This is a genomic window from Clavibacter sp. GW821-FHT01D01, assembly GCF_059422605.1.
Map to the genome: position 1 here is coordinate 50,188 of NZ_JBWKXC010000010.1, position 25,897 is coordinate 76,084.

Below are 25,897 nucleotides of genomic sequence, written 5' to 3' on the forward strand. Positions count from 1 at the left end.
GCCGCGCGCCTCCGGGCCGCGCACCGCCGAGCCGCGCGCCTCCGGGCGGCGCACCCGCTACGCGTTGTCGTCCCCCGTGTCGATCGCGGTCTGCCGCGACGGGTCCGCGAAGGGCAGCCCCTCGGCGCCGGAGACGTCGGGCATGTCGTCGCCGTGCTGGCGCGTGTAGACGCGGTGGGCGATGCGCTCGTCGTCCATCCGCTGCGACAGCGCGGCGTAGGTGGTCTCGAGGTGCGGCACGCGGCGGATCACGTCCATCACGAGCCGGAACCGGTCGAGGTCGTTGAGCATCAGCATGTCGAACGGGGTGGTGGTGCCGCCCTGCTCCACGAATCCGCGCACGTGCATGTTCTCGTGGTTGTGGCGCTTGTACGTGAGGCGGTGGATGAGCGACGGGTAGCCGTGGAACGCGAACACCACCGGCTTGTCGCGCGTGAAGAGCGCGTCGAAGGAGCCGTCGTCGAGGCCGTGCGGGTGCTGCGTCGTGTCCTGCAGCCGCATCAGGTCGACGACGTTGATGAAGCGCACGCGCAGCTGCGGGATCTCCCGCTTGAGGATCTGCACCGCCGCCATCGCCTCCACGGTCGGGATGTCGCCCGCGCACGCGACGACCACGTCCGGCTCGAGCCCCGGCACCTCGGTGCCCGCCCACTCCCAGACGCCCACGCCGCGCGCCCCGTGCGCCCGCGCCTCCTCGAGCCCGAGCAGGCTCGCGGTCGGCTGCTTTCCGGCGACGACCACGTTGATGAGGTCGGTGCCGCGCAGGCAGTGGTCCATGGTGACGAGCAGCGAGTTCGCGTCGAACGGCAGGTACACGCGCACGATCTCGGCCCGCTTGTTGACGACGTGGTCGAGGAACCCGGGGTCCTGGTGCGAGAAGCCGTTGTGGTCCTGCCGCCACACGTGCGACGACAGGAGGTACGTGAACGACGCGACCGGGCGCCGCCACTCCACCCGCGAGCTCGACTCGAGCCACTTCGCGTACTGGTTGAACATGGAGTCGACCACGTGGATGAACGCCTCGTACGAGGTGAAGAGCCCGTGCCGACCGGTGAGCAGGTACGCCTCGAGGAGCCCCTGCGTGATGTTCTCGTTCAGGATCTCGATGACGCGCCCCTGGTGCGCCAGGTGCTCGTCCGCGGCCACGACCTCGCCCTGCCACGCCTTCGCGGTGACCTCGTACACGTCGTCGAGCCGGTTGCTGGCGGTCTCGTCGGGGCCGAAGATCCGGAAGTCGAGCGGGTTGCGCGCGATCACGTCGCGCAGCCAGCCGCCGAGCACGCGGGTCGGCTCTGCGATGACGCCGCGGCCGTCGCTCAGGTCGATCGCGTTGACCTCCAGCGGCGGCAGGCTGAGGTCGCGGCGGAGGAGGCCGCCGTTCGCGTGCGGGTTGGCGCTCATGCGCCGGTCGCCCTCGGGGCGGTTCGGCTGCAGCGCGGGCGTCAGGCGCCCGTCGCGGTCGAAGAGCTCGTGCGGCCGGTAGCTCTCGAGCCACTCCTGGAGCTGGCGCAGGTGGTCCTCGTCGTCGCGGACCCCGGAGAGCGGCACCTGGTGCGCCCGCCACGTGCCCTCCACCTGCTTGCCGTCGACCTCCTTCGGACCCGTCCAGCCCTTGGGCGTGCGGAGGATCAGCATCGGCCACGCCGGGCGCTCCTCGCTGCCGCCCGTGCGGGCCGCCAGCTGGATCCGCGTGATGTCGTCGAGGGCCTCGCCGAGCGCGATCGCGAACCGCTCGTGGACGGCGCGGTGGTCCTCGTCGTCGAAGCCGCCCGAGACGATGCGCGGCGCGTAGCCGTACCCGGTGAACAGGGCGAGCAGCTCCTCCTCGGGGATGCGCGCGAGCACCGTGGGGTTCGCGATCTTCCAGCCGTTGAGGTTCAGGATCGGCAGCACGGCGCCGTCCGACTCCGGGTCGAGGAACTTGTTGAGGTGCCAGCTGGCGGCGAGGGTCGCCGTCTCGGCCTCGCCGTCGCCGATGACGCACGACACGATGAGGTCGGGGTTGTCGAGCGCGGCCCCGTACGCGTGCACCAGCGAGTACCCGAGCTCGCCGCCCTCGTTGATGGACCCGGGCGTCTCGGGGGCCGCGTGCGACGGGACGCCGCCGGGGAACGAGAACTGGCGGAACAGGTGACGGAGCCCCGCGCGGTCGGGCGTCGCGGCGGAGAAGAGCTCCGAGTAGGTGCCGTCGAGGTACGCGTTCGCGACCATGCCGGGGCCGCCGTGGCCGGGGCCGGCGATGTAGATCATGTCGAGGTCCCGCTCGACGATCACGCGGTTGAGGTGCGCGTAGACGAAGTTCAGCAACGGGGTGGTGCCCCAGTGCCCGAGAAGGCGCGGCTTGATGTCGTCGCGCGTCAGCGGACGCTCCAGCAGCGGGTCGTCGAGCAGGTAGATCTGGCCGACGGAGAGGTAGTTGGCGGCGCGCCACCACCCGTCGACGACGTCGAGGTAGAGGGGCGCGGCGGGGTCGCGGGGTGCGGTGTCGGAGGCCATGCATCAGCCTACGGCGGGGGTCGGCGCGCGACCAGGGCGGGCTGCCCGCCGGATCGCCGCCTGCCGGCGCGTCCGGCCGACGCGTCCGCCCGACGCATCCGCCCGGCGCGTCCGGCCGGCGCGTCCGCCCGTAGCCGCTGGCACGCCGCGCGGCAACCCCCGGGGCGCATCCCCCGGACCGGCCTAGCGTGACCCGCATCGGGCCCCGCCCGTGGCGCCTCCCGGCGCTCCGCCGCACGCAGGAAGGAACCCCATGAGCGCGACGCTGGATCTGCTCCGCACCTCGCCCGCCGACCGCGGCGACCTCGACCTGGAGGTGCTCGCCGCCTGCATCGACGCGTGCGGGGCGTGCGCCGCGGCCTGCTCGGCCTGCGCCGCCGCGTGCCTGTCCGAGGAGGGCGTCGCCGAGCTCACCGCGTGCGTGAGCGCCGACCTCGACTGCTCCGAGATCTGCGCCGCGACCCTCGACACCCTCACCCGCCACAGCAGCGACCGCGTCGACATCACGCGCCTCGCGCTCGAGCTCTGCATCGCCGCCTGCGGGGCGTGCGCCGACGAGTGCGCCCGGCACGGCGAGATGCACGAGCACTGCCGGATCTGCTCCGAGGAGTGCCGGCGCTGCGAGATCGCGTGCGCCGCGCTCCTCGACGCGCTGTGACGACCGTCGAGCGTCCGGGGATGCCGTGCGCGGCGCGCTGACGGCGCGCGAGCGGCACCTCGCCGCCGAGATCCGCGCCCACGACTGGTCCGAGGCGCCGTACCGCGCCACGGGCACCGCGCACGCGCCCACCGGCGACGGCTCCGGCTCCCCCGGACCCGCCGCTCCCCGCCTCTCCCCGGAGGAGGCCGAGCGCGTGCGCGTCAACGTGATGTGGGTGGTGGCGCAGTGCCTCGGCTACGAGGATCCGGAGTTCAACCCGGACGCGTTCGCGGAGGCCGCCGGGGTCACGCGCGACTACCGGTGCACGCCCTTCGGCGGCCCGAGCGCCATCGTGCGCGAGGGCCTCCGCGTCGGCACCGACGGCTCCTACGACACCCCCGGCTCGGGTCCCGGAGGCCACGGGAGCACCGGAGGCCCCGCGTGATCCCCCGCCTCCCCGGCCCGGACAGCTCGCTCCGCCTCCTCCGCGACGGCTACCGGTTCGTGTCCCGCGGCGCCGACGCCGTGGGGGCCGACGCGTTCCGCACGCGGCTCGCCGGCCGCCCGGTCACCTGCATCCGCGGCCGCGAGGCCGCCCGCCTCTTCTACGAGGGCGACCGCTTCGGCCGCGCGGGCGCGATGCCCGTGTCCGTCATGCACCTCCTGCAGGACGAGGGCAGCGTGCAGGCGATGAGCGGGCACGGCCACCACATCCGGAAGGCGATGTTCCTCGGGATGATGCTGCCCGAGGGCATCGAGCGCGTCCGCCGGGCCTTCGACGACGAGTGGCGGCAGGGCGTCGCGCGCTGGTCGCAGGTGCCCGAGGTGCGACTGCACGACGAGCTCGTCGAGGTGCTCATGCGCACCGCATGCCGCTGGGTCGGGATCCCCGTGGACGACGACGAGGTCCGGCGCGTCGGCGCCGACGTCGCCGACATGGTCGAGCGGGCCGCGTCCGTCGGCCCCGTGAACTGGGCCGCGCGCGCCCGGCGCCGGCGCGCCGAGCGGTGGGCGCGCGACGTGGTGCGACGCGCCCGCGACGGCCGCCTGCCGGTCGCCGCCGGCTCGCCGCTGCAGGACGTCGTGACCCACGTCGACGCCGACGGCTCGCCGCTCACCGTCGAGGCCGCGGGCGTGGAGCTCCTCAACCTCGTGCGCCCCACGGTCGCGGTCGCGCGCTTCATCGACTTCGCGCTGCACGCCCTGCACGCCCACCCCCGCTGGGCGCGGGCCTTCGCCGCCGGCGACGAGACCGACCTCCGGGGCTTCGTGCAGGAGGTGCGCCGCTCCTACCCCTTCTTCCCCGTGATCGCCGGCACCGTCCGGAACGGCTTCGACGGCCTCGGCGGGACCTTCGCGCCGGGCGACTGGGTGATGCTCGACCTCTTCGGCACCAACCGCGACCCCCGCCTCTGGCGGGATCCGGAGTCCTTCGACCCCACGCGCTTCCGCGACTGGGACGGCGACCCGAACACCCTGATCCCCCAGGGCGGCGGCGACGCGGCGACGGGCCACCGCTGCCCGGGCGAGGACATCACGATCGCGCTCGTCGAGCAGGCCGTGCGCCTCGCCACCCGCGCGACCGACATGACGCTCCCGCCGCAGGACCTCCGCATCTCGCTGCGGCGGTTCCCGGCGCTCCCGCGGAGCGGGGTGCGCGTCGCCGTGCGGGGGCTGCGGTCGGACTGACGCGAGGGCTCCCGGCCCGTCAGCCGCGGAGGACGCCGCCGCCCTCCACGGGGCGCACCTCGACGCCGGCACCGGTGCGCGCCGCCGGATTCCCGTGCGCGATCGCGACAGCGGCGTCGAGGTCGGGCGCGTCGATCACGCAGAAGCCGGCGACCTGCGGGCCCGACGACCGCAGCGGCCCGGCCGAGGCGGTGCCGCTCCGGATGGCGACCGCCTCGCCGGGCGGACCCAGCGCGTAGGCGATCGCGAGGGACCCGGATCCGGCCAGCTCCTCCGCATGGCGGTCGTGGGCGGCGCGCTCCTCGTCGGTCGGCGGGTCCGCCGCCTCCGGGTCGCTGTGGATGAGGACGACGTACTGCGGCATGGGCATCCCTTCGTCACCGCGATCCTGCCCCCGGCCGACGACGAGGGCAACGGAGCGTCGTCAGCGCACGCACACCGACTCGGCGGAGATGCTGAGGCCCTCGGCGGTGCCGCGGATGCTGGCGGTCGCCACGCCGTCGGCCCGGCCGTCGCCGGCGGACCAGAAGTCGCGGCCCATGGCGCGGCCGCTCGGCACGAAGCCCGCGTCGGCCCACGCGCCGGTGATCGCGTCGAAGGGGGCCTGGGCGTCGTCCATGACGGTGAACACCGGGATGAGCACGCGGCCCGTCGCCTGCGTCGCCGCGGAGCCGTCCGCGCACGCCGTGGCCTCCGCGGTCGCCTCGGCCGGCACGCCGGCGATGGCGACCGCGGACTCGAGGAAGGCGCGCACCCCGGCCTCCTGGGCGGCCACGTCGACGAGGACGGGCGGGGCCTCCGGCACCGGCGGATCGGCCGGCGCCTCCGGCTCGACCGGCTGCGGCAGGTCGGCGGGCTCGGGCGCGCCGAGGGGGAGGCCGACCCAGCCCGTGACCTCCCGTTCGTCGTCGGACGAGCGGTCCGACGCGTACGCGGTCCGCACCGTGAAGGCCGTCCGCGGGGCACTGCCCGCGTCCGCGGCCTCGTCGACCGTCGCGGCGAGGACGGCCGCGACCGGCTCGACGTCGTCCGTCTCGACGGTGACCGCGGCCCGGCCCATGTCGGGTCCCGGCGTGGAGTACACGCCGGTCACGCCCGGCCGGGCCGCGAGCGCGTCGATCGCGGACAGGAGCGCGGATCCCGGTGCCGTGGCGGTCACGCCGACCGAGACGATCTCGTCCTGGAGCACCACGAGGCCGTCGCCGAGGATCGGACGGAAGCGGTCCGCCGCCTCCGCGACCGTCGCGCCCTCGCGGAGGACGACCCAGCGGCCGCCGCCGGCGAGATGCACGGAGGCGGCACCCGGGATGCGGCGCCACGCGTCGGCGAGGTCGACGTCGTCGGCGACCTGCGGGTCGAGCGTCACGCCCGCGATCCCGGAACCCTCCGGGACCTCGAGGGAGAGGTCGAGCTGGGCCGCGGTCACGCCGTCGCCGAGGGCGCCCCGCACGGCGGCGGCCAGGGCGAGGTCGGGGGTCTCGGCGGTGACGTCGACGGAGGCGACCCACCGGCCCGATCGGAGGAGGTCGGGCGAGTACAGCGACGTCGCGACCTCCGCGACCCCGTCCACCGCGACGAGCCGCGTCCGCAGGGCCTCCACGCTGGCGACCGCCGCCTCGGGCGGTGGCGGCGACAGCCACGAGCACCCGCTCAGCACCGCGACGACGAGCGCGACCGCCGCGATCGCCGAGGTCGCGCGCCACCGCGCCGTCGCCCTCATGCCCGCGTCCCCATGCCCTCCACCGTAGGGACGGGGAGTGGAGCCGGCGTCCCTCGGAGGCATCACCGGCATGGGCCGGGCGGATGGCGTGCCGGTAGCGTCGAGGGGAGGCGAGGGAAGGCGGTCGCGCATGGGCGTGTGGACGATGCTCGGGATCATCGCGGTGGTGACCGCCGTGCTGGCGCTCCTCGTGCCGCACGCGCAGCGGTTCGACGCCCCGTGGATCCGCCGCCTCGGCTACCGCGCCGTCGACGACGCCCCCGCGTCCCGCGAGGACGCCGCCCGCCGCGCCGGATCCCGCGTGGTGACGCCGCTCGCCGTGGTCTCGCTGCTCGTCACGGTCGGCGGCCTGGTCGCGACCGGCAGCGGCCCCGCCTCCGGGATCTCGACGCTCGTCGGCCTGCTGCTCGCGGGTGCCGCCGTGCTCGCGGGGCACCTCGCCGCGGAGCGCGCGGCCCGGCGCGGCTGACGCCGGCCGCCCGGCACGACGACGGCGCCGCCTCCCGAGGGAGACGGCGCCGCGGCGTGGAGCGGTTGAGGCGGATCAGCCCTTCGCGGGTCCGTAGAACGCCTCGATGTCGGCGAGCTCGCGCTCCGCCGTCTCCTGGATGAGGGCCATGAGGTCCGTGTCGAGCCCCGGCGCGAACTCCTCGAGGCGCTCGGGCGCGATGGTCGAGGGGAAGCCCTCGGGCGCCTGCTCGGTGGCGGTGAGGTCGGTGCCGTCGTTCGAGGGCGATGCGCCCTGGAAGATGCGGCCGGCCTCGCTCTTGCCGTCGAGGTCGAAGCTGTACTGCTTGCTCTGGAGGCCCAGGTCCACCAGCTTCTTGACCTCGGGGAACTGCTCGGCGTTCGTCTTCGGGATCGGCAGGAGCTTGCCCCAGTCGACGCCGAGCGTCTCGAGCGCCTTGGCGTACGCGTTCTCGTGCGCCTGGTCGCGCACGATGAGGTACGCGACGGTGGCACGCGCCACGGGGTTGTCGGTCATCTCGTAGATGCGGCACTTCTGCAGGCGGCCGGTCGACTCGAGCATGACGTTGTAGAGCAGATCGAGCGGGAGGTTGCCGGAGTTGTAGACGTAGCTGCCGCTCCACGGGTTGCCGGCGGAGTCGACGGGCAGCGCGCCCTGCGCGCCCACGAGGTAGTGGTGGATGTTGCCCGTGTCGAGGGCGATCTTCAGCGGCGTCGCGCCGCCCTTGCCGGGGGTGTCGAGCGGGTCGGTGAGCTTGCCGCTGTACTCGGGCGCGCCGTCGAGGAGGCGCGAGATGGTGGTGCCGATCAGCTCGACGTGGCTGATCTCCTCGGTGCCGATGCCCTGGATCAGGTCGCGGTACGGCTTCGCCGACGCCCCGCGGAAGTTCATGGCCTGGAAGAGGTACTGCATCATCGTGCGCATCTCGCCGAACTGGCCGCCGAGGCCCTCCTGCAGCGCGTTGGCGGCGGCGGGGTCGGGCTCGCCGTCGGCGATCTCGTTGATCCATGTCTGTGCGTGGAAGTACATGGGAGCTCCTGTTTCTTCGGGCGGCGGAATGGCCGCTCCCTCGACCCTGCTCCCGCCTCCGAGCAGTGGGAACCGGCGGTCGGCCGCTTGCCAGGGAGCGCCGCGGGCACGGGTGGAGCCGGGAGGGCCCCCGGTAGGGTGTGCCCAGCATGGGAGATCCGACCAGCCCGCGACCCGGCGGGCGCGACGTCCGTCGCCGCCTCGGAGGATGCCGGATGGAGTGCGGGTGAGCGTCAGGAGCGGCGGCGAGCGGCTCGGGCTCCGCGAGGTCGCGGAACGGGCCGGCGTCTCCCACATGACCGTGTCGCGCGTGCTCAACGGGCACCCGCAGGTGAAGGAGTCGACGCGCCAGCGCGTCCTCGAGGTCGTCGCCGAGCTCGACTTCCGGCCCAACAGCGCCGCGCGGGAGCTGGTGACCCAGCGGGCCCTGCGCATCGGCGTGCTCATCGAGAGCGCCGTGGAGTTCGGGCCGTCGAGCATCCTCCGCGCCATCGAGCGGTCGGCACGCGACGGCGGCTACTCGGTCGCGTCGTTCGCGCTGCGCGACGACGAGGACGCGACGCCGGAGGAGGCGGTGCGCCACCTCACCGGGCAGGGCATCGACGCGCTCTGCGTCGTGGCGCCGCGGTCGTCGTCGGTGGCCGTGCTCCGCACCATCACGACGGGGCTGCCGACGCTCGTCGTGAAGGCCGAGAAGGACCCGGCGTTCCTCACCGTGTCGGTGGACCAGTCCGCGGGCACCCGGCTCGCGGTCGACCACCTCGCGAGCCTCGGCCACCGCGACGTTCTCCACCTCTCCGGCCCGCTCGACTGGCTCGACGCGCGCGCTCGCGAGCGCGCCTTCCACACGCGCACCCGGGCGTGGGGCATGCGCGAACGGCCCATCGTCATCGGCGACTGGTCGAGCGACTTCGGCTACGACTTCGCGCGGGGCCTCACGACGGTCCCCGAGTACACGGCCGTGTTCGTGGCCAACGACGAGATGGCCCTCGGCGTGATCCACGGGCTGCACGACCGCGGGATCCGCGTGCCGGAGGACCTGAGCGTCGTCGGCTTCGACGACCTCCCCGTCTCGCGGCACTTCCTCCCGCCGCTCACCACGGTGCGGCAGGACTTCCCCGCCCTCGGCGCGCTCGTGGTCGACGTGCTCATCGCGGCGATCGAGGGGCGCGAGACCCCGCGGTCCAGCCGCATCCCCGCCGAGCTCGTCGTGCGCGACTCCAGCGCCGCCGCCCGCCGCGCGGACTGACGCGCCGACGACCCGGCGACGCGGCCACCGTTCCGGCCTCGCCCGCCCGCCGGGCGGCCGCTACAGTCGAGCCAGCCGGGCGCCGCCCGGCACGCGGCCGCCACGGCCCGACCCGAGGAGCACCAGGTGCGTCACGCACGGGGATCGACGACGATCCGCCCGACCGGCCCGACGGTCGCCGCGGACGGCACGACCGCGCGCCGCGGCAGCCCCGGGCACCCCGGCACGCCGGCCGGCCCGACCGTCCGCATGACGGGCATCACCGTGGCCTTCCCCAACGGCGTGGCGCTCGACGGCGTCGACCTCGACCTGCACCCCGGCGAGGTGCACGCGCTCCTCGGCGAGAACGGCGCGGGCAAGTCGACGCTCATCAAGGCGCTGCTCGGCGTGCACCGCATCGAGGCGGGCGAGATCCTCGTGGACGGCGAGCCCGTGCGGCTCGGCGGTCCGGCGGACGCCCGGGCGCTCGGCATCCAGGCCGCGTTCCAGGAGTCGCACCTGGTCGAGAACCTGAGCGTCGGCGAGAACGTGATGCTCGGCCACGAGCTGCGCCACCGCCTCGGGATCTCCTGGCGCGCCACCCACGCCCGCGCCGCCGCGATGCTCGCGGAGCTCGGCCTCGCGGAGCTGGATCCCCGCGACCGCCTCGCCGACCTCTCCCCCGCGAACCGCCAGCTGGTCTCCATCGCCCGCGCCATGGTCGACCGGCCGCGCGTCCTGGTGCTCGACGAGCCCACCTCCAGCCTCGACGCCGACGACGTGGCGCGCCTCTTCCGGGTCATCCGGCGGCTCCGCGACCAGGGCGTCGCGATCCTGTTCGTCTCCCACTTCCTCGAGCAGGTGCTCGCCCTCAGCGACCGGATGACCGTGCTCCGCGGCGGTGTGAAGGAGGGCGACTACCTGCCGCACGAGATCGACCGGGCCGAGGTGATCGCCCGCATGATCGGGAAGGACGTCGCGCACCTGAAGCGCATCGGCTCGGAGCGGCGCGCGCACCGGGTGGACCCGGTCGGGCCGCCGCTCTACCGCGCCGCCGGGGTGGGCCGCCGCGGCATGCTGCGGCCCGTGGACCTGGAGCTGCACCCGGGCGAGGTGGTCGGCATCGCGGGGCTCCGCGGATCCGGCCGCACCGAGCTCGCGCGCCTGCTCGCCGGCGCCGACCGGGCCGACGGCGGCGTGGTGACCCTCGGGGGCCGCGACATCGTGATCGACCGGCCGGCGGACGCCCTGCGGAACCGCGTGGCCCTCTCGGCGGAGGACCGCGGCGCGGAGGGCCTCATCGCCGACCTCAGCGTGCGGGAGAACATCGTGCTCGCCCTGCAGGCGCTGCGCGGATGGGCGCACCCGCTCTCCCGCGCCGAGCGCGAGGACCTCGTGGAGCGGCACATCGAGCACTTCGGCATCACGCCAGCCGATCCCGCGACGCCGGCCGGCCAGCTCTCCGGCGGCAACCAGCAGAAGGTGCTGCTCGCGCGCTGGCTGGCGATCCGCCCGCGCGTGCTGATCCTCGACGAGCCGACCCGCGGCGTCGACATCCGGGCGAAGGTCGACATCCAGGCGCACATCGCGCAGCTGGCACTGGAGGGCGTCGCGGTGGTGTTCATCTCCTCGGCCTTCGACGAGCTCGTGCGCGTGAGCGACCGGATCGTGGTGCTGAAGGACCGGGAGAAGATCGGCGAGCTGAGCAACGGGCCCGGGGTGACGGTCGACACGATCGTGGAGCTGATCGCCGCGCCGGGCGACGAGGAGGACGAGGACGACTTCCCGCTGCCGGACCTGCCGGACCTGCCGCCCCGCCGCTGACCTCCGCACCACCGCGTGGATGTTCCCGGTAACAGATGCTTGCGCTCCGGAAACTGTTACCGGTAACATCCCCAGCACGCGGCAGCACCCCGCGCATCCGCAGCACGACCGGTCCCCGAGGGCCGGATGCGGGACGGAGCCGTCCCGCCATCTCAAGGAGGAGATACATGTCCACGAAGAGGCGCATCGCCACCATCGCCGCAGCCGGGGCCATCGCCCTGAGCCTCGCGGCCTGCAACAGCAACTCCGGCACCGGGTCCACCGCCGGCGGCGCCGCCGACAGCGGCGGGGAGACCGCCACCGTCGGCTTCGTCGCGGTCGGCCCCGAGGGCGCCTGGCGCCAGGCCAACGAGAAGAACATCCAGGACACCTTCACGAAGGAGGCCGGGTTCGACCTCAAGTACGCCCCCGCCACCAACAACGACCAGAAGTCGCAGATCGACGCGTTCACGTCGTTCGTCGACGAGGGCGTCGACGTGATCCTGCTGTCGGCCACCGAGGGCTCCGGCTGGGAGGACTCGCTCGAGCGCGCCAAGGAGGCGGAGATCCCCGTGGTCCTCATCGACCGCGGCATCGAGCCGGACGACGACTCCCTGTACGCGACCCGCATCGCGCCCGACAACATCGCGGTCAGCGAGTCGGTCGCCGACTGGGCGAAGACGGCGCTGCCCGAGGGCGGCAAGTACTTCACGCTCGAGGGCCCCGCGGGCGTCTCGGTCGTCAACGAGCGCAACGAGGGCTGGAACGACGTCATCGGCTCCGATTCCGCCTTCACCAAGGTCGGCGCGCAGACCGCCAACTGGTCCACCGAGGAGGCGAAGAGCGTCTTCGAGACCGTGCTGAAGTCGAACGGGAACGACGTGCAGATGGTCTTCGCGCAGAACGACGAGATGGGCCTCGGCGCCGTCCAGGCCGTCGAGGAGGCGGGCCTCACGCCCGGCGAGGACGTGAAGATCGCGACCATCGACGGCACCAAGGGCGCGCTGCAGGCCCTGGCCGACGGCAAGCTCAGCTTCGTCGCCGAGTACAACCCGCTGTTCGGGGACACCGCGCTCGAGGCCGTGCAGAAGCTGCTCGACGGCGAGAGCGTCGAGTCCTCGATCGTCGTCCCGTCGGACACGTTCGACTCCCCCGAGAAGGCCGCCACCGCGCTGCCCGACCGGAAGTTCTAGCCCGCCCGCACGGCACACCCGGCGGGGGGGGGGGGGGGGCCCCCCCCCCCCCCCCCCCCCCCCCGCCCGTCCCGCGCCCGCTGCCGCACGCAGCCGGCGCCGACGGCAGACAAGGAGCACGCGCCATGCAGGCACCCATCCCCATCGTCGAGATGCGGGGCATCACCATCTCCTTCCCGGGCGTCAAGGCGCTCGACGGGGTCGACCTCCGCCTCTTCCCCGGCGAGGTCCACACGCTCATGGGCGAGAACGGCGCCGGGAAGTCGACGCTCATCAAGGCGCTCACGGGCGTCTACGGCATCGACTCCGGCACGGTCGTCGTCGACGGCGCCGAGCGGCGCCTCACCGGCACCGCCGACGCGCAGGCGGCCGGCATCTCGACCGTGTACCAGGAGGTGAACCTCTGCGGGAACCTCACCATCGGCGAGAACGTCATGCTCGGCCACGAGCGCCGCGGCCGGTTCGGCATCGACTGGAAGGGCACGCACGCGGCCGCCTCCGAGGTGCTGGCCCGCGTGGGGCTCGGTCACCTGGATCCGCGCACCCCCCTCTCCTCGCTCAGCCTCGCGCTGCAGCAGCTCGTCGCGATCAGCCGCGCCACCGTCATCGACGCGAAGGTGCTCATCCTCGACGAGCCGACGTCCAGCCTCGACGCCGACGAGGTCGAGGGCCTCTTCCGCGTGATGCGCCGCCTCCGCGACGAGGGCGTCGCCATCCTCTTCGTCTCCCACTTCCTCGACCAGGTGTTCGCGATCAGCGACCGGCTCACCGTGCTCCGGAACGGCAAGCGCGTCGGCGAGCACCTCACCCGCGACATCGACCGGGCCGGCCTCATCGCCCAGATGATCGGCAAGGACCTCCAGGCCCTCCGCTCCCTCGACCGGGAGCGCGCCAGCCGACGGGTCGCCGACGGCGAGCCCGTCTACCGCGCCACCGGCATCGGCCGGAAGGGCTCGCTCGACGCGACCGACATCGAGCTGCGCCGCGGCGAGGTCGTGGGCCTCGCCGGCCTCCTCGGCTCCGGCCGCACCGAGCTCGCGCGCCTCCTCTACGGCGTCGACCGGCCCGACTCGGGATCCGTCACCATGGACGGCGCGTCCGTCGCCATCACCTCCCCCGCCAAGGCGCTGAAGCGCCGCATCGCGTTCTCCAGCGAGAACCGCCGCGACGAGGGCATCATCCGCGACCTCAGCGTGCGGGAGAACCTCGTGCTCGCCGTGCAGGCGAAGCGCGGCTGGGCCCGGCCGCTGTCGGCCAAGGAGAAGGACCGCATCGTCTCCAAGTACCTGACCGAGCTCAACGTGCGCCCGGCCGACCCCGACCGGCCCATCCGGAACCTGTCCGGCGGCAACCAGCAGAAGGTGCTGCTCGGGCGGTGGCTCGCGACCGAGCCGGAGCTGCTGATCCTCGACGAGCCGACCCGCGGGATCGACGTGGGCGCGAAGGCCGAGATCCAGGAGCAGGTCGCGGCACTCGCCGACACGGGTGTCGCCGTCGTCTTCATCTCCTCGGAGCTCGAGGAGGTGGTGCGGCTCAGCGACCGCATCGTCGTGCTCAAGGACCACCGCAAGATCGCCGAGCTCGAGGCCGGGCCGGACGTGACGGCCGAGTCCATCGTGACCACCATCGCCGAGGAGGGGGTGTCCGACGTCGACCTCGACGCCGTGCCGGACCCCGCCCGCGACCCCGCATCCGCATCCGCATCCGCATCCGCCGAGGAGGCCCGCCGATGAGCGGCACCACGACCACGCCCGCCCGCCCGCTCGCCGACCTGCTGCACCGGCCCTGGTTCTGGGGCTCGGTGGCGATCATCCTGCTGCTGGCCGTGAACGTCGCCAAGGACCCCGGCTACCTCGCCCTCTCGGTGAACCCCGAGACGGGGAACCTCGTCGGCAACCTCGTCGACATCCTCCGGGCCGCCGCGCCCGTGCTCATGATCGCGGTGGGCATGTGCCTCGTCATCGCGACCGGCGGCATCGACCTCAGCGTCGGCTCGATCATGGTGGTCGCCGGGGCCGTGTCGATGGAGTTCCTGAAGGCCGCCGGATCCGACTCGCTCGGCGTCGCGCTCGGCGCGATCGGCCTGGCGCTCCTCATCAGCGTCATCCTCGGCGCCGTCAACGGCATGCTCGTCTCCGTCGTGGGGCTGCAGCCGTTCATCAGCACCCTCGTGATCATGCTCGCCGGGCGCGGCCTCGCGAAGGTCATCACGGCGGGCCAGAACACGGCCGCCGCCAACGAGCCGTTCCGCTGGGTCGCGAACGGGTACCTCGTGGGGCTGCCGGTGGTGTTCCTGCTGGCGGTGCTCATCACGATCGGCGTGGCCGTGCTGGTGCGCCGCAGCGCGCTGGGCCTCATGATCGAGGCGATCGGCATGGACCCGCAGGCCGCGCGCCTCGCCGGGCTCGACCGCCGGGCGCTCCTGTTCACGGCGTACATCGCGAGCGGGCTGCTCGCGGGCGTCGCCGGCATCTTCGCCACCGCGAGCGTCATGACCGTCGACGTCTCCCGCACTGGCTACCAGCTGGAGCTCGACGCGATCCTCGCGGTCGTCATCGGCGGCACCTCGCTCGCCGGCGGCAAGTTCCACCTGCTGGGGGCCTCCGTCGGCGCGCTCCTCATCGCGACCCTCGACAAGACGGTCGTGTTCCTCGGCATCTCCTCCTCGGCCACGCCCGCCTTCAAGGCGATCGTGATCGTGGCGCTCTGCCTCCTGCAATCGCAGCGCGTCCGCGCGCTGTTCACGAGGCGCCGCCCCGCGGCGCCCGCCCCCGTGACGACCGAGAAGGAGGCCGTGCCCGCATGAGCGCCACGACGATCCGCCCGCCCCTCGCCCCGACGCCCGCGCCGGGACCCGGCACCGCGCCGCGCCCGCCGCGCCGCCGGCTCCGCATCCGCCTCGACTCGCTGCCCACCGTCGCCGCCCTGGTGATCCTGCTCGCGATGCTGGCCTACGGGGAGATCGCGTACGGCCGCATCCTGCAGGCCGCCACGCTCTCCAACCTGCTCATCAACAACGCGCACGTCATCGTGCTCGCCGTGGGGCTCACCTTCGTGATCCTCACGGGCGGCATCGACCTGTCCGTCGGCGCGATCGTCGCCGTCAGCAGCGTCGCCGGCGTCCTGCTCGCGAACGCGGGGTGGAACCCGTGGGTGGTGATGGTGCTGATGATCCTCATCGGCACCGCCTCGGGCGTCGTCTCCGGGGTGCTGATCCAGTACTTCGACGTGCAGCCGTTCATCGCGACCCTCGCGATGATGTTCCTCGGCCGCGGCCTCGCCTCCATCCTCAGCACCGTGCCGGAGCGCCTCGACGACGAGTCGCCGTTGCGCTCCCTCGCGACGGACATGAAGGTGGTCGACGGCCCGAAGGTGAACGACGTGGTGACCACGCCCGGCGTGCTCATCGCGCTGGTCGTGGTGGGCGTCGCGTTCTTCGTGCTGCACCGCACCCGCCTCGGCCGCACCGTCTACGCGACGGGCGGCTCCGAGCAGTCGGCCGCGCTCATGGGCCTGCCCGTGCGGCGCACCAAGCTCGCCGTCTACGTCATCAGCGGCTCCCTGGCCGGCCTCGCGTCGGTCATTTACACGGCCCGCCTCGGCAGCGCGCAGAACATCACCGGCATCGGCTGGGAGCTCGACGCGATCGCGGCGACCGTCATCGGCGGCACCCTCCTCACGGGCGGCGTCGGCTTCGTGCTCGGCTCGGTCGTCGGCGCGCTGGTGCTCGGCCTCATGAACGTCCTCATCACGCGCGACGGCGGCATCCCGCCGGAGGCGACCACCATCATCACGGGCGGCATCCTGCTGGTCTTCGTGCTCCTGCAGCGCGCGGTGATGGCGCGGCGGCGGCGGGCCTAGGACTCCCGGCGGCGGCGCACGGGATCATGGGGGCACCGCGCCCGCCCGCCACGTCAGGACCGACCATGACCGACCCGCTCCCCCTCGACGTCAGCGACGCCGACCTCGACGACCTCCGCGACCGGATCCGCCGCACGCGCTGGGCGCCGGAGTGGCCGGTCGCGGCGTGGGAGGCGGGCACCGACCAGGCCCTCCTGCGCCGCCTCGCCGCGGTGTGGGCGGACGGCTTCGACTGGCGGGCGCGCGAGCGGGAGATCCGGGCGCTGCCGTGGGCGGTCGCCGACCTCGACGGCACCCCCGTCTCCTACCTCCGCTTCGACGCGGAGCGTCCCGGCCGCCTCCCCGTGATCCTCACCAACGGCTGGCCGAGCACCGCGCTCGAGCTGGTGCCGCTCGCGGAGCGCCTGTCGCAGCCGTCCCGCTCCGGCGGCGACGCGGCGGACGCGGCCACCGTCATCGTGCCCGCGCTCCCGGGGTTCCCGTTCTCGCCGCCGCGGCCGCGGATCGACGAGCCGACGCACGAGCTCTGGCACCGGCTGATGGCCGACGAGCTGGGCTTCGCGCGGTACGCGGCGCACGGCGGCGACCTCGGCGCGGGGATCACGTCGCGGCTGGCGGAGGCGCACCCGGAGGCGGTGGCGGGGATCCACCTGATGGCGGTCGCCGCGCCGGCCGACCTCGACGAGGCGACGCTCACCGACGCGGAGTGCGCGCACCGGGAGGAGGTGCGCACGTGGCACGCGGACGAGGGCGCGTACGAGCACCAGCAGCGGACGCGCCCGCTGACGCTCGCGCCCGCGCTCCAGGACTCGCCCGTGGGGCTGCTGTCGTGGATCCTCGAGAAGCACCGCGCCTGGAGCGACTGCGGCGGCGACGTGTCCACGCGGTTCAGCGACGAACACCTGCTGACGCTCGCGTCGCTCTACTGGTTCACGGGATCCATCGGCAGCTCGCTCCGCCCCTACTACGCGCACGCCTCCGGCCGCACGGCCCCGGTCGGCCGCGTGCGGGTGCCGACCGCGGTCGCGGTGTTCCCGCACGACCTCGTGCACCCGCCGCGGAGCTGGGCGGAGCGCACCCACGACGTGGTCCGGTACACGACCATGCCGCGCGGCGGGCACTTCGCCCCGCACGAGGAGCCGGACCTGCTGGCCGACGACATCCGCGCGTTCCTGCGGACGCTGGCCTAGGCGCGCGGGTGGTGGACGGCCGGACGCCGACCGGGGGCCGTCCCCGAGGAGACGACGCGCGCCCCGCGGCGCTCGACGGGATCCTCCGCCGCATCGGCGCAGCGCCCGACGACGCGCGGGAGCTCCCCGGCGGATCCGTGAACCGCACGTACCGCGTCGCGCGGACGGGCGGCGACGTGGTGGTCCGGTTCCCGGCCGATGCGCGGCGCGCCGACGAGTTCCCCGTCGAGGAGTGGGCGGCGGGCGCCGCCGCGCGTGCGGGCATCGCGGTCCCCGCGGTCCTCGAGCGCGGGATCCATGACGGCGTCCCCTACCTCGTGCAGGCCTTCGTGCCGTCGCACGCGGAGCCCGTCGCCGATCCGTGGACGGAGCTCGGCCGCCTCGCCCGCGCGGTCGGCCGGGTCGACCTCGCCGACGCCCCCGACCCGCTCTTCACGCGCTTCGGGCGCGACCTGCCCGCCGCGTGGGCGGCGCACCTCGCCTACGGCCGCGCGTCGCTCGACGGCGACGACCCGCTCCTCCGCGACGGCGCCTACCCGGCGGACGCCCTCCCCTGGCTACGGGAGCGGTTCGCCGCCCTTGCCCGGGCCCCGTTCGACCACGGCCTCGCGCACGGCGACCTCGCGCCGCGGAACCTGCTGTCCCGCGGTCCGGGCGCCGCCCCGGTCCTGATCGACTGGGGCGCCGCGGAGACCGGACCCGTGCCATGGACCGACGCCCGCCGGGTGACGGCGTGGACGCACCTCGACGGATCCGTCACCGCGGCGGAGCACGACGCGTTCATGGCCGCGGCCGGCCTCGACGGCGCCGGGGCGCAGCGCACGCTCGTGGCGATGACGGCGCTGCACCTCGTGGACGTGACGCGCTGGGCGCGCGAGCGGCGGCCGGACCTGTACGCCGAGCACTCCGCGCGGTGCCGCGCGGGGCTCGCGCGGCTCGCCGGGCTGGGCTGAGCTGCCCCGCTAGCGGCACAGCGCGAGCGGAGTCGTGACAGGAACCGCGATCAGCCCTGCGCGTCCATGGCCGGCGGGCCGCCCGCGGCGAACGCCGGGTCCATGTGGCCGATCTCGAGGATGTTCCCGTCGGGATCCGTGAGCTGGCGCTGGTACATGAAGCCGTAGTCCGCGGCCGGGCGCGCCTCGGTGCCGCCCGCGGCGAGCCCGGCGGCGACGGCCGTGTCGACCTCCTCGCGGCTGTCGAGGTTCACCGACGTCAGCGCCGAGACGGCCGTCGACGGGTCGCCGAGCGGCTGGTCGGTGAACGACTGGAAGAACGGGCGCGTCAGGATCATGAGGCAGCTGTGGTCCTCCTCGACCACGATGCAGGCGGCGTTCTCGTCGGTGAACGCGGGGTTCACGGTGAAGCCGACGGCCGTGTAGAACGCCTTCGCGCGCTCCAGGTCGGTGACGGGCAGGTTCACGAAGATCATGGGCATGGGTCTCTCCTTCGAGACGCGGGTGGAGCGGATGCGCCCATGCTGGCCACGGGTGCCGGGGAGCGTCAAGGGCGACGACCACCGGTTCCCGTGCGGGTCCCGGTGGTCGTCGCACGCAGCGGGCGGGTCAGCGCCGGCGCAGCGCCCCCGTCGACCAGAGCGCGACCGCGACGAGCACCGGCTGGAAGAACAGGCGGCCGAGGCGCTTGCCGTCGGTGTCGAGGCCGAAGGCGTCGCGGCGGTGGACGTACTGCGCGATGTTGCCGGGGAAGATCGCCGTGAAGAACGCGGCGGCGGCCCAGCCCGCGAGGCCGCGGCGCGAGCGCGCGAACAGCAGGGCGGAGCCGAGCGTGATCTCGGCCACGCCGGATCCGACGACGGTCACGTCCTCGGGCACCGGCAGCGACTTCGGCACCTGGGCGCGGAACTCCTCGCGCGCGACCGTGAGGTGCGTGATGCCCGCGAGGGCGAGGAACGAGCCGAGCACGACGCGGGCGGCCGTGCGGGGGAAGGACGTAGGGGCGTGGCCGGCCATCAGTCGTCCGAGACCGTGACGACGACCTCGATGTTGCCGCGGGTCGCGTTCGAGTACGGGCAGACCTTGTGCGCCTGGTCGGCGAGCTCCTGCGCGAGGTCGTGCTCGACCCCGGGGATGACGACCTCGAGGTGCACGGCCAGCTGGTAGCCGCCCTCGCCGTTGGATCCGATGCTCACGCGGCTGCCCACGCTCGAGTCCGCGATGGAGACCTTGCGGCCGCGCGCGACGCCCTGCAGGGCGGAGTGGAAGCAGGCGGCGTAGCCGGCGGCGAAGAGCTGCTCGGGGTTCGCGCCCTCGCCGGATCCGCCCATGGCCTTCGGGATGGAGAGGTCGAGCGCGAGGTCGCTGTCGCTGACGGCGACGCGTCCGTTCCGGCCGGCTCCCGTGGCGAGGGCCTCCGCGGTGTACAGGGCGTCCATGTGGTTCCTTCCGATCGTGGCCGCGGGGCGGCCGGGGCCGCGCGGGGGCGCGGCGGGTGGGTGGTGGTGGATGGTGCGTCAGGTGGCGGCCGGCGCCGCGGCGGTCGGCACCGCGGGAGGCGCGGCCGGATGGGCGAGCGCCTCGGCGGCGGTCTCCTGCATGCCCGCGGTGACGAGGTGCAGGGCCGCGAGGAGCTGCCGGGCCCGGTCGAGGTCGAGGCCCATGCCGCGGATCACGGCGGCCGGCACGTGCGCGAGCTCGGCCCGCACGGCGCGGCCGCGGTCCGCGAGCGACACGGTGACGACGCGCTGGTCGGCGGAGACGCGACGGCGGGCGACGAAGCCGGCCTCCTCCATGCGCGCGAGCAGCGGCGACAGCGTGCCCGAGTCGAGGTCGAGCTGACGACCCAGATCCGTGACGGTGCGGTCGTCGCCCGACCACAGCAGGACGAGCACCAGGTACTGCGGGTAGGTGAGGCCCCACGGCGCGAGGAGCGCGCGGTACGCCTGCGTGGTGGAGCGCGAGGCCGTGTAGAGCGAGAAGCACACCAGCTCGTCGGTGATGCGCGCGGGCGTCGCCGTCGTGTCGTCGAGGGGGGTCGCGTCGGGCATGGTCCGAGCCTGTCAGGAAACAAGGTTGTGCGCAATTCATCTCGGCCGATGCTCAGCTGCGCCCCACCGCCGCGTACCCTGGAGCGACATGATCACGAGACGAGAGGCCGCGCTGCGGCTGGGCATCCCGCTGGAGATGGCCACGCGCCACGGCATCCCGGGGCGCGTCCCGGAGTCCGAGATCGCGGCGATGGACCAGGATCCGCCGCCCTGGCTCGCGCAGTCCCGCGCGAACTCCTCCGGCAAGCGCCCCGTGTGGGTGCAGCTCACGTGCGAGGTGTGCGGCTTCACGGAGGCCGTGCGCCCCAAGAAGTGGTGGCCGGAGTTCTCCTACCTCTCGTGCGAGCGCCACTCCCCCGACGAGCTGCCCGAGCCCGCCCTCGGCCTCGCCCGGCGCGAGGTCGACGGCATCGGCAGCCGGTTCGTCGGCGTGGTGGACGAGCGGCCGTAGGGCGGATCCCCGCACCTCCCGCCGCGCCGACGGGCTGCCTCGTCCGATCGGCGAACCCGGCATTTCGCGTTGCTGGGCGTCGACCACGAAGTCACACGCTCCGGACGTGCACCCGTAGTTTGTGGACTAACGACCCGTCGCGGGTCGGGGTCGCGGCCGGCGATCCCGGCACGAGCGCCCGCAGGGGTCGGGCACCACCCGGACCGCACGCCCGCGTGCATCCTCCTCGTCCCGTCGCCCCGCGCGACCCGCACCCCGAAGGACTCCGATGCGCGACACAGCCCCCTCGACCACCCGCCGGCGACGTGGCCCGATCCGCCTGGCGCTCGGCGCCGCGGTGGCCGCCGCGACCGTCGCCCTCGCCGGCTGCGGCGCCGGCGCCGACGTGGGAGGCGCGGGCGTCGCCTGCGACATCCCGCAGCCGGACGCGAAGACGACCGTCAACGTCCTCTCCTACAACAGCCCCTCGACGAACCCGTTCACCGACGCGATCGCCACCGGCTGCACGGGCGGGAACCTCACGGTCAACGCGCCGACCACCGACTTCGGCGGCCAGAACCAGCGCGCCGTGCAGTCCATGTCGGGGGCGAACCCCAGCTACGACCTCGTCGAGGTCTACGGCACCGTGTACCCGCTCTACGCGGAGCGCGGCTGGATCGAGCCGCTCGACGACCGCATCGCGGACGCGGGCGACGAGCTCGCCATCGACGACATCGACCCGACGCTCCTGGAGTCGCTGCAGTACGACGGGAAGCAGGTCGGCATCCCCACCTTCTGGGGCACGATCATCTTCATCTACCGCGAGGACATCCTCTCCGACCTCGGCATCGAGGTGCCGACCACGTTCGAGGAGATGTACGCCGCCGCCGACACCATCCGCACGGAGACCGGCATGGCGAACCCGCTGGCCCTCCCGTTCAACGCGGCCGGCGACAACTCGAGCGCCTACAACCAGTACCTCGGCTCGCTCGGCGGCACCTGGTTCGAGGACGGCTCCGCCACCCCGACGCTCGACACCCCCGAGTCGATCGCCGCGCTCGACACCCTCCGCGCCACGTACCAGCAGATGAGCTCGCAGTCGACCTCGTGGTCGTCGCCCGAGGTCATCACGCAGCTGCAGACCGGCCAGGCCGCGATGTCGATGCTGTTCGCCGGCCGCGTCTCCGCGCTGCTCGACGAGGGCCAGACGGAGAACTTCGACGACTTCGCGTTCGCCGTGCCGCCGTCCGTGCAGGAGGGCGGCACCCCCGCGACCAGCCTCTCGGTCGACGGGCTCTCGATCGCCGCGAACTCGAAGGTCGACAAGGACCTCCTCTTCGACCTGCTCGGCGTCGCGACCGGCGCGGACGCCGCGACCGAGGCCGCCAAGGCCACCATCCCGGCCCGCACCACGCAGGCGCAGGCCGCCGACCTCCCGTTCGAGGAGGCCGCGCGCGACGTGCTCGAGAGCGAGAAGCCGAACGGCCTGCCGCTCGTGCCGTACATGTCCGACGTGTTCGCCGCGATGGCGCCGATCCTCGCGCAGGTCGTCGACGGCACGCTGTCCTCCGCGGACGGCGCCGCCCAGCTCCAGGCGGCGGCCGTGCAGGCCATCGCCACGGCGGGCTTCGCGCCCTGATGCGCGGATCCACCCGCGACGGCACCCGCCCGGGCTCGGCGCCCGGCAGCCGGGCATGAGGCTCAAGACCTTCGCCGCGTTCACGGCCCCCGCCATCATCCTGATGGCGGGGCTGCTGATCGTGCCGCTGATCACGACCCTCGTCTGGAGCTTCCAGAACGTGCCCGTCGGCCAGCCGGGCGTCTTCAACGGCGTGGCGAACTACGTCGAGATCTTCACCGACCGCCGCTTCGGCCGGGACGCCGCGTTCACCATCACCTACGCGATCGTCATGACGGTCGCGAAGCTCATCGTCGGCTACGGCATCGCGCTGCTGCTGAACCGCATCGAGCGGGGGCGCATGGTGATCCTCGGGCTCCTCATGGCGAGCTACGTGGTGCCCACCGTCATCGGCGCGCTCAACTTCTCCTGGCTCTTCAACGACATCTTCGGCGGCGTCGTGAACCAGGGCCTCGCGGTGTTCGGGATCCACGTGGACTGGCTGACGGAGACCGGGCCCGCCCGCGTGCTCATCGGCCTGCACGCGCTCTGGCACGAGACGCCGTTCGTGATCCTCGTGCTCCTCGCGGGCCTGCAGACGCTCCCCGAGGAGCCGCTCGAGGCCGCGCAGCTCGACGGCGCCGGGTGGTGGCAGCGCCAGCGCTACATGATCGTGCCGCTGCTCGCGCCGCTGTTCTCGTTCGTGACGCTCATCAGCCTGATGGACAGCCTCAAGGTGTTCGACTCCATCCGGATCATCACCCCGGCGGCCGGCAGCGTCGGCACCGAGTCCCTCATGGTGTTCGTCTACCAGGTGGCCCTCGGGGAGTCGTACCGGCTGGGGGTGGCGAGCGCGGTGAACGTGGTGACCATCGTCATCACGCTCGTGCTGCTGATCCCGTTCCTCCGACAGACCTGGAAGGGGGCGCGGGCCGCATGACCGCATCCACCCCGCTCGTGCCCACCGGCCGGACCCGTGTGCCCCGCGGCGACGGCCCCACCGGGTCCGGCCGCACGCTCACCGCGCGGGAGCGCCGACGTCGCGAGCGCATCGGCTCGCTGTGGGCCGGCGCGGCGCTCGTCGTCATCGTCATCGTCGCGCTCAGCCCGTTCCTGTGGGCGCTGCTCACGGCGGTCAAGCCGTTCCAGGACGCGTTCACCAACCCGCCGACGTGGATCTTCGAGCCGCGCCTCGACGCGTTCGTCGACCTGTGGCGCGGCACCCTGTTCGCCGAGGTGCTCGTCAACACGTTCATCGTGGCCGGGCTCACGGTCGTGGTCGCGCTGGTCGTCGGCGCGCCCGCCGCGTACGCGTTCGCGCGCTACGCGGGGGTCGTCGGGCCGATCCTGCTGGTGCTCGCCGTGGTGCTGCGGACCATCCCGCGGTTCGCCGTGGTGCTGCCGTTCTACGAGATGAGCCAGGCGCTCGGCATCTACGACACCAAGATCGCCCTGGTCGCGGCGCTCGTGGCGGTGAACATGCCGTTCACGCTGCTGCTGCTCGTCGGGTTCTTCCGCGACATCCCGACCGAGCTCGACGAGGCCGCGATGATCGACGGCTGCAGCCGCTTCGGCGCGTTCCGCCGCGTCATCGTGCCGCTCATGGGCCCCGGCCTCGTGACGGCGGGCGTCTTCACCCTGCTCGTCGCGTTCCAGGAGTACCTCGTGGCGCTCACGCTCACGCAGAACCAGGCCGTCACGATCCCCGTCTTCATCGCCGCGCAGAAGGGGGCGGACGACATCTCGACCTACCAGACGCTGGCGGCGGCGAGCATCGCGCTCGTGATCCCCGTGGTGCTCATCGCGGTCTTCGCGCGCAGGTACCTCGTGGCCGGCCTCGGCGGCGGCGCCGTCAAGGGATGACCTCCGAGCGGGCGGCGGAGACCGCGTGGTGGCGCTCGGCGGTCGTCTACCAGGTGCTCCTCCGCAGCTTCGCCGACGGCGACGGGGACGGCGTGGGCGACCTCGCGGGCTTGCGCGACCGACTCCCGTACCTGGCGGCGCTCGGCGTCGACGCCATCTGGGTGAACCCCTGGTACCCCTCGCCGATGGTCGACGCGGGCTACGACGTGGCGGACTACCGCGACGTGGACCCGGCCTACGGCACGCTCGCCGACGCGGAGGCCCTGATCGCCGAGGCGCACGCCCTCGGCATGCGCGTGCTCCTCGACATCGTCCCCAACCACACCTCCGACGCGCACCCCTGGTTCCGCGCGGCGCTGGACGGGGATCCGGCGGCCCGGGCGCGGTACCACTTCCGCGACGGGCAGGGCGCGGACGGCGAGCTGCCGCCCAACGACTGGGAGAGCTGCTTCCGCGGCCCCGCGTGGACCCGCACCACCGATCCCGACGGGCGCCCGGGCGCCTGGTACCTGCACCTGTTCGCCGCGGAGCAGCCCGACCTCGACTGGACGAGCCCCGAGGTGCGCGCGGAGTTCGTCGACGTGCTGCGCTTCTGGTTCGACCGCGGCGTCGACGGCTTCCGGGTCGACGTCGCGCACGGGCTGGCGAAGGCGGCCGGGCTCCCCGACGGGCGGGGCGCCGACCGCCGCACCGAGGCGCATCCGGGCTGGGACCAGGACGAGGTCCACGACGTGTACCGGGAGTGGCGCGGGGTCGCCGACTCCTACGACCCGCCGCGGATCTTCGTCGCCGAGGCCTGGGTGGCGCGGCCCGAGCGGCTGCCGCTCTACCTCCGCCCCGACGAGCTGCACACCGCGTTCGAGTTCGAGCCGCTGCACACGGCGTTCCGCGCGGGACCCTGGCGGCGGGTCATCGACCAGGGCCTGGCGAAGGCCGCCGACACGGGCGCACCGAGCGCCTGGGCGCTGACCAACCACGACGTGGTCCGGCAGGCGACCCGCTACGGCCGGGAGCAGCCGGAGGTGCGGGCCTCGAACGAGCAGCAGCGCGCCCGCTTCGGGGTGGACCCGGTCGACCGCGAGCTCGGCCGCCGTCGCGCCCGCGCGGCCGTCACGCTCACGATGGCCCTTCCCGGCGTCGCCTACCTCTACTTCGGCGAGGAGCTCGGGCTGCACGAGGTGGAGGACATCCCCGACGCGCGCCGCCGCGACCCCATCCACCTCCGCTCGGGCGGCAGCGACCCGGGGCGGGACGGCTCCCGGGTGCCGATCCCCTGGTCGGGGTCGGCGACCCCGTTCGGCTTCTCGACCGGCGTCCCCGACGGCGGCCCGGGACCGTGGCTGCCGCAGCCGGACGAGTGGGCGGGGCTCACGGTCGAGCGCCAGGAGGCGGATCCCGCGTCGACGCTCGCGCACTACCGGCGGCTGCTGGCGGCGCGCCGCGAGCTCGTGGTGGCGTCGGAGCCGCTGGTGTGGCTGCCCAGCCCGGCCGATGCGCTCGCCTTCCGGCGCGGATCGCTCGAGTGCTGGATCGCGTTCGGCCCCGACCCGGTGCCGCTGCCGCCCGGCCGCCGGGTGGTGCTCAGCTCCACGGGCGCCGTCCACGACGCGCTCCCGCCCGACACGGCGGTCTGGCTGGTGCCCGACAGCTGATCGCGCTGCGGC

25 protein-coding genes are annotated in these 25,897 nt (G+C 73.9%); 17 read left to right on the plus strand and 8 right to left on the minus strand.

The genetic code is table 11. The features are described from left to right. Positions 1 to 57: 57 nt before the first annotated feature. Positions 58 to 2,496, minus strand: a complete 2,439-nt coding sequence (locus AC07VC_RS13165; protein ID WP_494674974.1) for a phosphoketolase family protein — start codon at positions 2,494 to 2,496, stop codon at positions 58 to 60. Between the two features lie 253 nt (positions 2,497 to 2,749). Here AC07VC_RS13165 and AC07VC_RS13170 point away from each other — a divergent pair, with 253 nt between their 5' ends. From AC07VC_RS13170 to AC07VC_RS13180, 3 genes are read left to right on the plus strand one after another with little or no spacing between them, the layout of a single operon-like run. Beyond that, positions 2,750 to 3,154 carry a four-helix bundle copper-binding protein gene (locus AC07VC_RS13170; protein WP_494674973.1) on the plus strand — a complete coding sequence of 135 codons (405 nt, stop codon included), beginning with the start codon at positions 2,750 to 2,752 and terminating at the stop codon, positions 3,152 to 3,154. A gap of 25 nt (positions 3,155 to 3,179) precedes the next feature. Further along, on the plus strand, positions 3,180 to 3,581 hold the full coding sequence (locus tag AC07VC_RS13175) for a hypothetical protein (protein ID WP_494674972.1): 402 nt from the start codon (positions 3,180 to 3,182) through the stop codon (positions 3,579 to 3,581). After that, the gene (locus AC07VC_RS13180) at positions 3,578 to 4,825 is read left to right on the plus strand and encodes a cytochrome P450 (RefSeq protein WP_494674971.1); all 1,248 of its coding nucleotides are present in this window, start codon (positions 3,578 to 3,580) and stop codon (positions 4,823 to 4,825) included. Before AC07VC_RS13175 ends, AC07VC_RS13180 begins: the two co-directional genes overlap by 4 nt. A 19-nt stretch (positions 4,826 to 4,844) precedes the next feature. Here the strand turns inward: AC07VC_RS13180 and AC07VC_RS13185 are convergent, their stop codons facing one another. Further along, positions 4,845 to 5,189: a YciI family protein gene (locus AC07VC_RS13185; RefSeq protein ID WP_494674970.1), complete on the minus strand. Its 345-nt coding sequence runs from the start codon at positions 5,187 to 5,189 to the stop codon at positions 4,845 to 4,847. Between the two features lie 60 nt (positions 5,190 to 5,249). Further along, the gene (locus AC07VC_RS13190) at positions 5,250 to 6,545 is read right to left on the minus strand and encodes a hypothetical protein (protein ID WP_494674969.1); all 1,296 of its coding nucleotides are present in this window, start codon (positions 6,543 to 6,545) and stop codon (positions 5,250 to 5,252) included. Between the two features lie 130 nt (positions 6,546 to 6,675). On the opposite strand from AC07VC_RS13190, the gene AC07VC_RS13195 reads away from it, so the two are divergent. Then, complete coding sequence (locus AC07VC_RS13195; protein ID WP_317230799.1) at positions 6,676 to 7,014, plus strand: hypothetical protein; 339 nt, start codon at positions 6,676 to 6,678, stop codon at positions 7,012 to 7,014. Between the two features lie 75 nt (positions 7,015 to 7,089). On the opposite strand, the gene AC07VC_RS13200 is transcribed toward AC07VC_RS13195, so the two are convergent. After that, a complete protein-coding gene (locus AC07VC_RS13200; RefSeq protein WP_494674968.1) occupies positions 7,090 to 8,043 on the minus strand; it encodes a manganese catalase family protein in 954 nt (317 codons plus the stop codon). A 226-nt stretch (positions 8,044 to 8,269) separates the two neighbouring features. Between AC07VC_RS13200 and AC07VC_RS13205 the strand changes: the two genes are divergently transcribed. From AC07VC_RS13205 to AC07VC_RS13240, 8 genes are all read left to right on the plus strand, one after another. Continuing rightward, a complete protein-coding gene (locus AC07VC_RS13205; protein ID WP_494674967.1) occupies positions 8,270 to 9,292 on the plus strand; it encodes a LacI family DNA-binding transcriptional regulator in 1,023 nt (340 codons plus the stop codon). 126 nt (positions 9,293 to 9,418) lie between these two features. Next, positions 9,419 to 11,095 carry a sugar ABC transporter ATP-binding protein gene (locus AC07VC_RS13210; RefSeq protein WP_494674966.1) on the plus strand — a complete coding sequence of 559 codons (1,677 nt, stop codon included), beginning with the start codon at positions 9,419 to 9,421 and terminating at the stop codon, positions 11,093 to 11,095. 167 nt (positions 11,096 to 11,262) lie between these two features. Then, complete coding sequence (locus AC07VC_RS13215; RefSeq protein WP_317229586.1) at positions 11,263 to 12,267, plus strand: ABC transporter substrate-binding protein; 1,005 nt, start codon at positions 11,263 to 11,265, stop codon at positions 12,265 to 12,267. 125 nt (positions 12,268 to 12,392) lie between these two features. After that, positions 12,393 to 14,000, plus strand: a complete 1,608-nt coding sequence (locus AC07VC_RS13220; RefSeq protein WP_494674965.1) for a sugar ABC transporter ATP-binding protein — start codon at positions 12,393 to 12,395, stop codon at positions 13,998 to 14,000. Continuing rightward, positions 13,997 to 15,073, plus strand: coding sequence for an ABC transporter permease (locus tag AC07VC_RS13225; protein WP_494674964.1), 1,077 nt, complete (start codon positions 13,997 to 13,999; stop codon positions 15,071 to 15,073). The genes AC07VC_RS13220 and AC07VC_RS13225 overlap by 4 nt, the downstream gene beginning before the upstream one ends. Next, positions 15,070 to 16,128 (plus strand): ABC transporter permease, encoded by a 1,059-nt coding sequence (locus AC07VC_RS13230; protein WP_494674963.1) that lies wholly within the window; start codon positions 15,070 to 15,072, stop codon positions 16,126 to 16,128. Before AC07VC_RS13225 ends, AC07VC_RS13230 begins: the two co-directional genes overlap by 4 nt. Positions 16,129 to 16,193: 65 nt before the next feature. Beyond that, positions 16,194 to 17,318 (plus strand): epoxide hydrolase family protein, encoded by a 1,125-nt coding sequence (locus AC07VC_RS13235; RefSeq protein ID WP_494674962.1) that lies wholly within the window; start codon positions 16,194 to 16,196, stop codon positions 17,316 to 17,318. An 8-nt stretch (positions 17,319 to 17,326) separates the two neighbouring features. Beyond that, positions 17,327 to 18,271 (plus strand): aminoglycoside phosphotransferase family protein, encoded by a 945-nt coding sequence (locus AC07VC_RS13240; RefSeq protein ID WP_494674961.1) that lies wholly within the window; start codon positions 17,327 to 17,329, stop codon positions 18,269 to 18,271. Between the two features lie 50 nt (positions 18,272 to 18,321). Here AC07VC_RS13240 and AC07VC_RS13245 read toward each other — a convergent pair whose 3' ends face one another. The 4 genes from AC07VC_RS13245 to AC07VC_RS13260 form a co-directional block, all read right to left on the minus strand. After that, positions 18,322 to 18,753: a VOC family protein gene (locus AC07VC_RS13245; protein WP_494674960.1), complete on the minus strand. Its 432-nt coding sequence runs from the start codon at positions 18,751 to 18,753 to the stop codon at positions 18,322 to 18,324. Between the two features lie 127 nt (positions 18,754 to 18,880). Continuing rightward, the gene (locus tag AC07VC_RS13250) at positions 18,881 to 19,288 is read right to left on the minus strand and encodes a DoxX family protein (RefSeq protein WP_494674959.1); all 408 of its coding nucleotides are present in this window, start codon (positions 19,286 to 19,288) and stop codon (positions 18,881 to 18,883) included. Continuing rightward, a complete protein-coding gene (locus AC07VC_RS13255; RefSeq protein ID WP_494674958.1) occupies positions 19,288 to 19,710 on the minus strand; it encodes an organic hydroperoxide resistance protein in 423 nt (140 codons plus the stop codon). The genes AC07VC_RS13250 and AC07VC_RS13255 overlap by 1 nt, the downstream gene beginning before the upstream one ends. 78 nt (positions 19,711 to 19,788) lie before the next feature. Then, entirely contained in the window at positions 19,789 to 20,322 is a 534-nt protein-coding gene (locus AC07VC_RS13260) for a MarR family winged helix-turn-helix transcriptional regulator (protein ID WP_317229595.1), read from the minus strand. Between the two features lie 88 nt (positions 20,323 to 20,410). Between AC07VC_RS13260 and AC07VC_RS13265 the strand changes: the two genes are divergently transcribed. The 5 genes from AC07VC_RS13265 to AC07VC_RS13285 all read left to right on the plus strand — a co-directional run bounded on the left by AC07VC_RS13265 (position 20,411) and on the right by AC07VC_RS13285 (position 25,885). Continuing rightward, complete coding sequence (locus tag AC07VC_RS13265; RefSeq protein ID WP_317229596.1) at positions 20,411 to 20,773, plus strand: hypothetical protein; 363 nt, start codon at positions 20,411 to 20,413, stop codon at positions 20,771 to 20,773. Positions 20,774 to 21,041: 268 nt separating this feature from the next. Next, entirely contained in the window at positions 21,042 to 22,391 is a 1,350-nt protein-coding gene (locus tag AC07VC_RS13270; RefSeq protein ID WP_317229597.1) for an ABC transporter substrate-binding protein, read from the plus strand. A 55-nt stretch (positions 22,392 to 22,446) separates the two neighbouring features. Then, positions 22,447 to 23,310 carry a carbohydrate ABC transporter permease gene (locus tag AC07VC_RS13275; protein WP_043674404.1) on the plus strand — a complete coding sequence of 288 codons (864 nt, stop codon included), beginning with the start codon at positions 22,447 to 22,449 and terminating at the stop codon, positions 23,308 to 23,310. Next, the gene (locus AC07VC_RS13280) at positions 23,307 to 24,233 is read left to right on the plus strand and encodes a carbohydrate ABC transporter permease (RefSeq protein WP_317229599.1); all 927 of its coding nucleotides are present in this window, start codon (positions 23,307 to 23,309) and stop codon (positions 24,231 to 24,233) included. Before AC07VC_RS13275 ends, AC07VC_RS13280 begins: the two co-directional genes overlap by 4 nt. Continuing rightward, complete coding sequence (locus tag AC07VC_RS13285; RefSeq protein WP_494674957.1) at positions 24,230 to 25,885, plus strand: glycoside hydrolase family 13 protein; 1,656 nt, start codon at positions 24,230 to 24,232, stop codon at positions 25,883 to 25,885. The genes AC07VC_RS13280 and AC07VC_RS13285 overlap by 4 nt, the downstream gene beginning before the upstream one ends. Positions 25,886 to 25,897 lie beyond the last annotated feature (12 nt).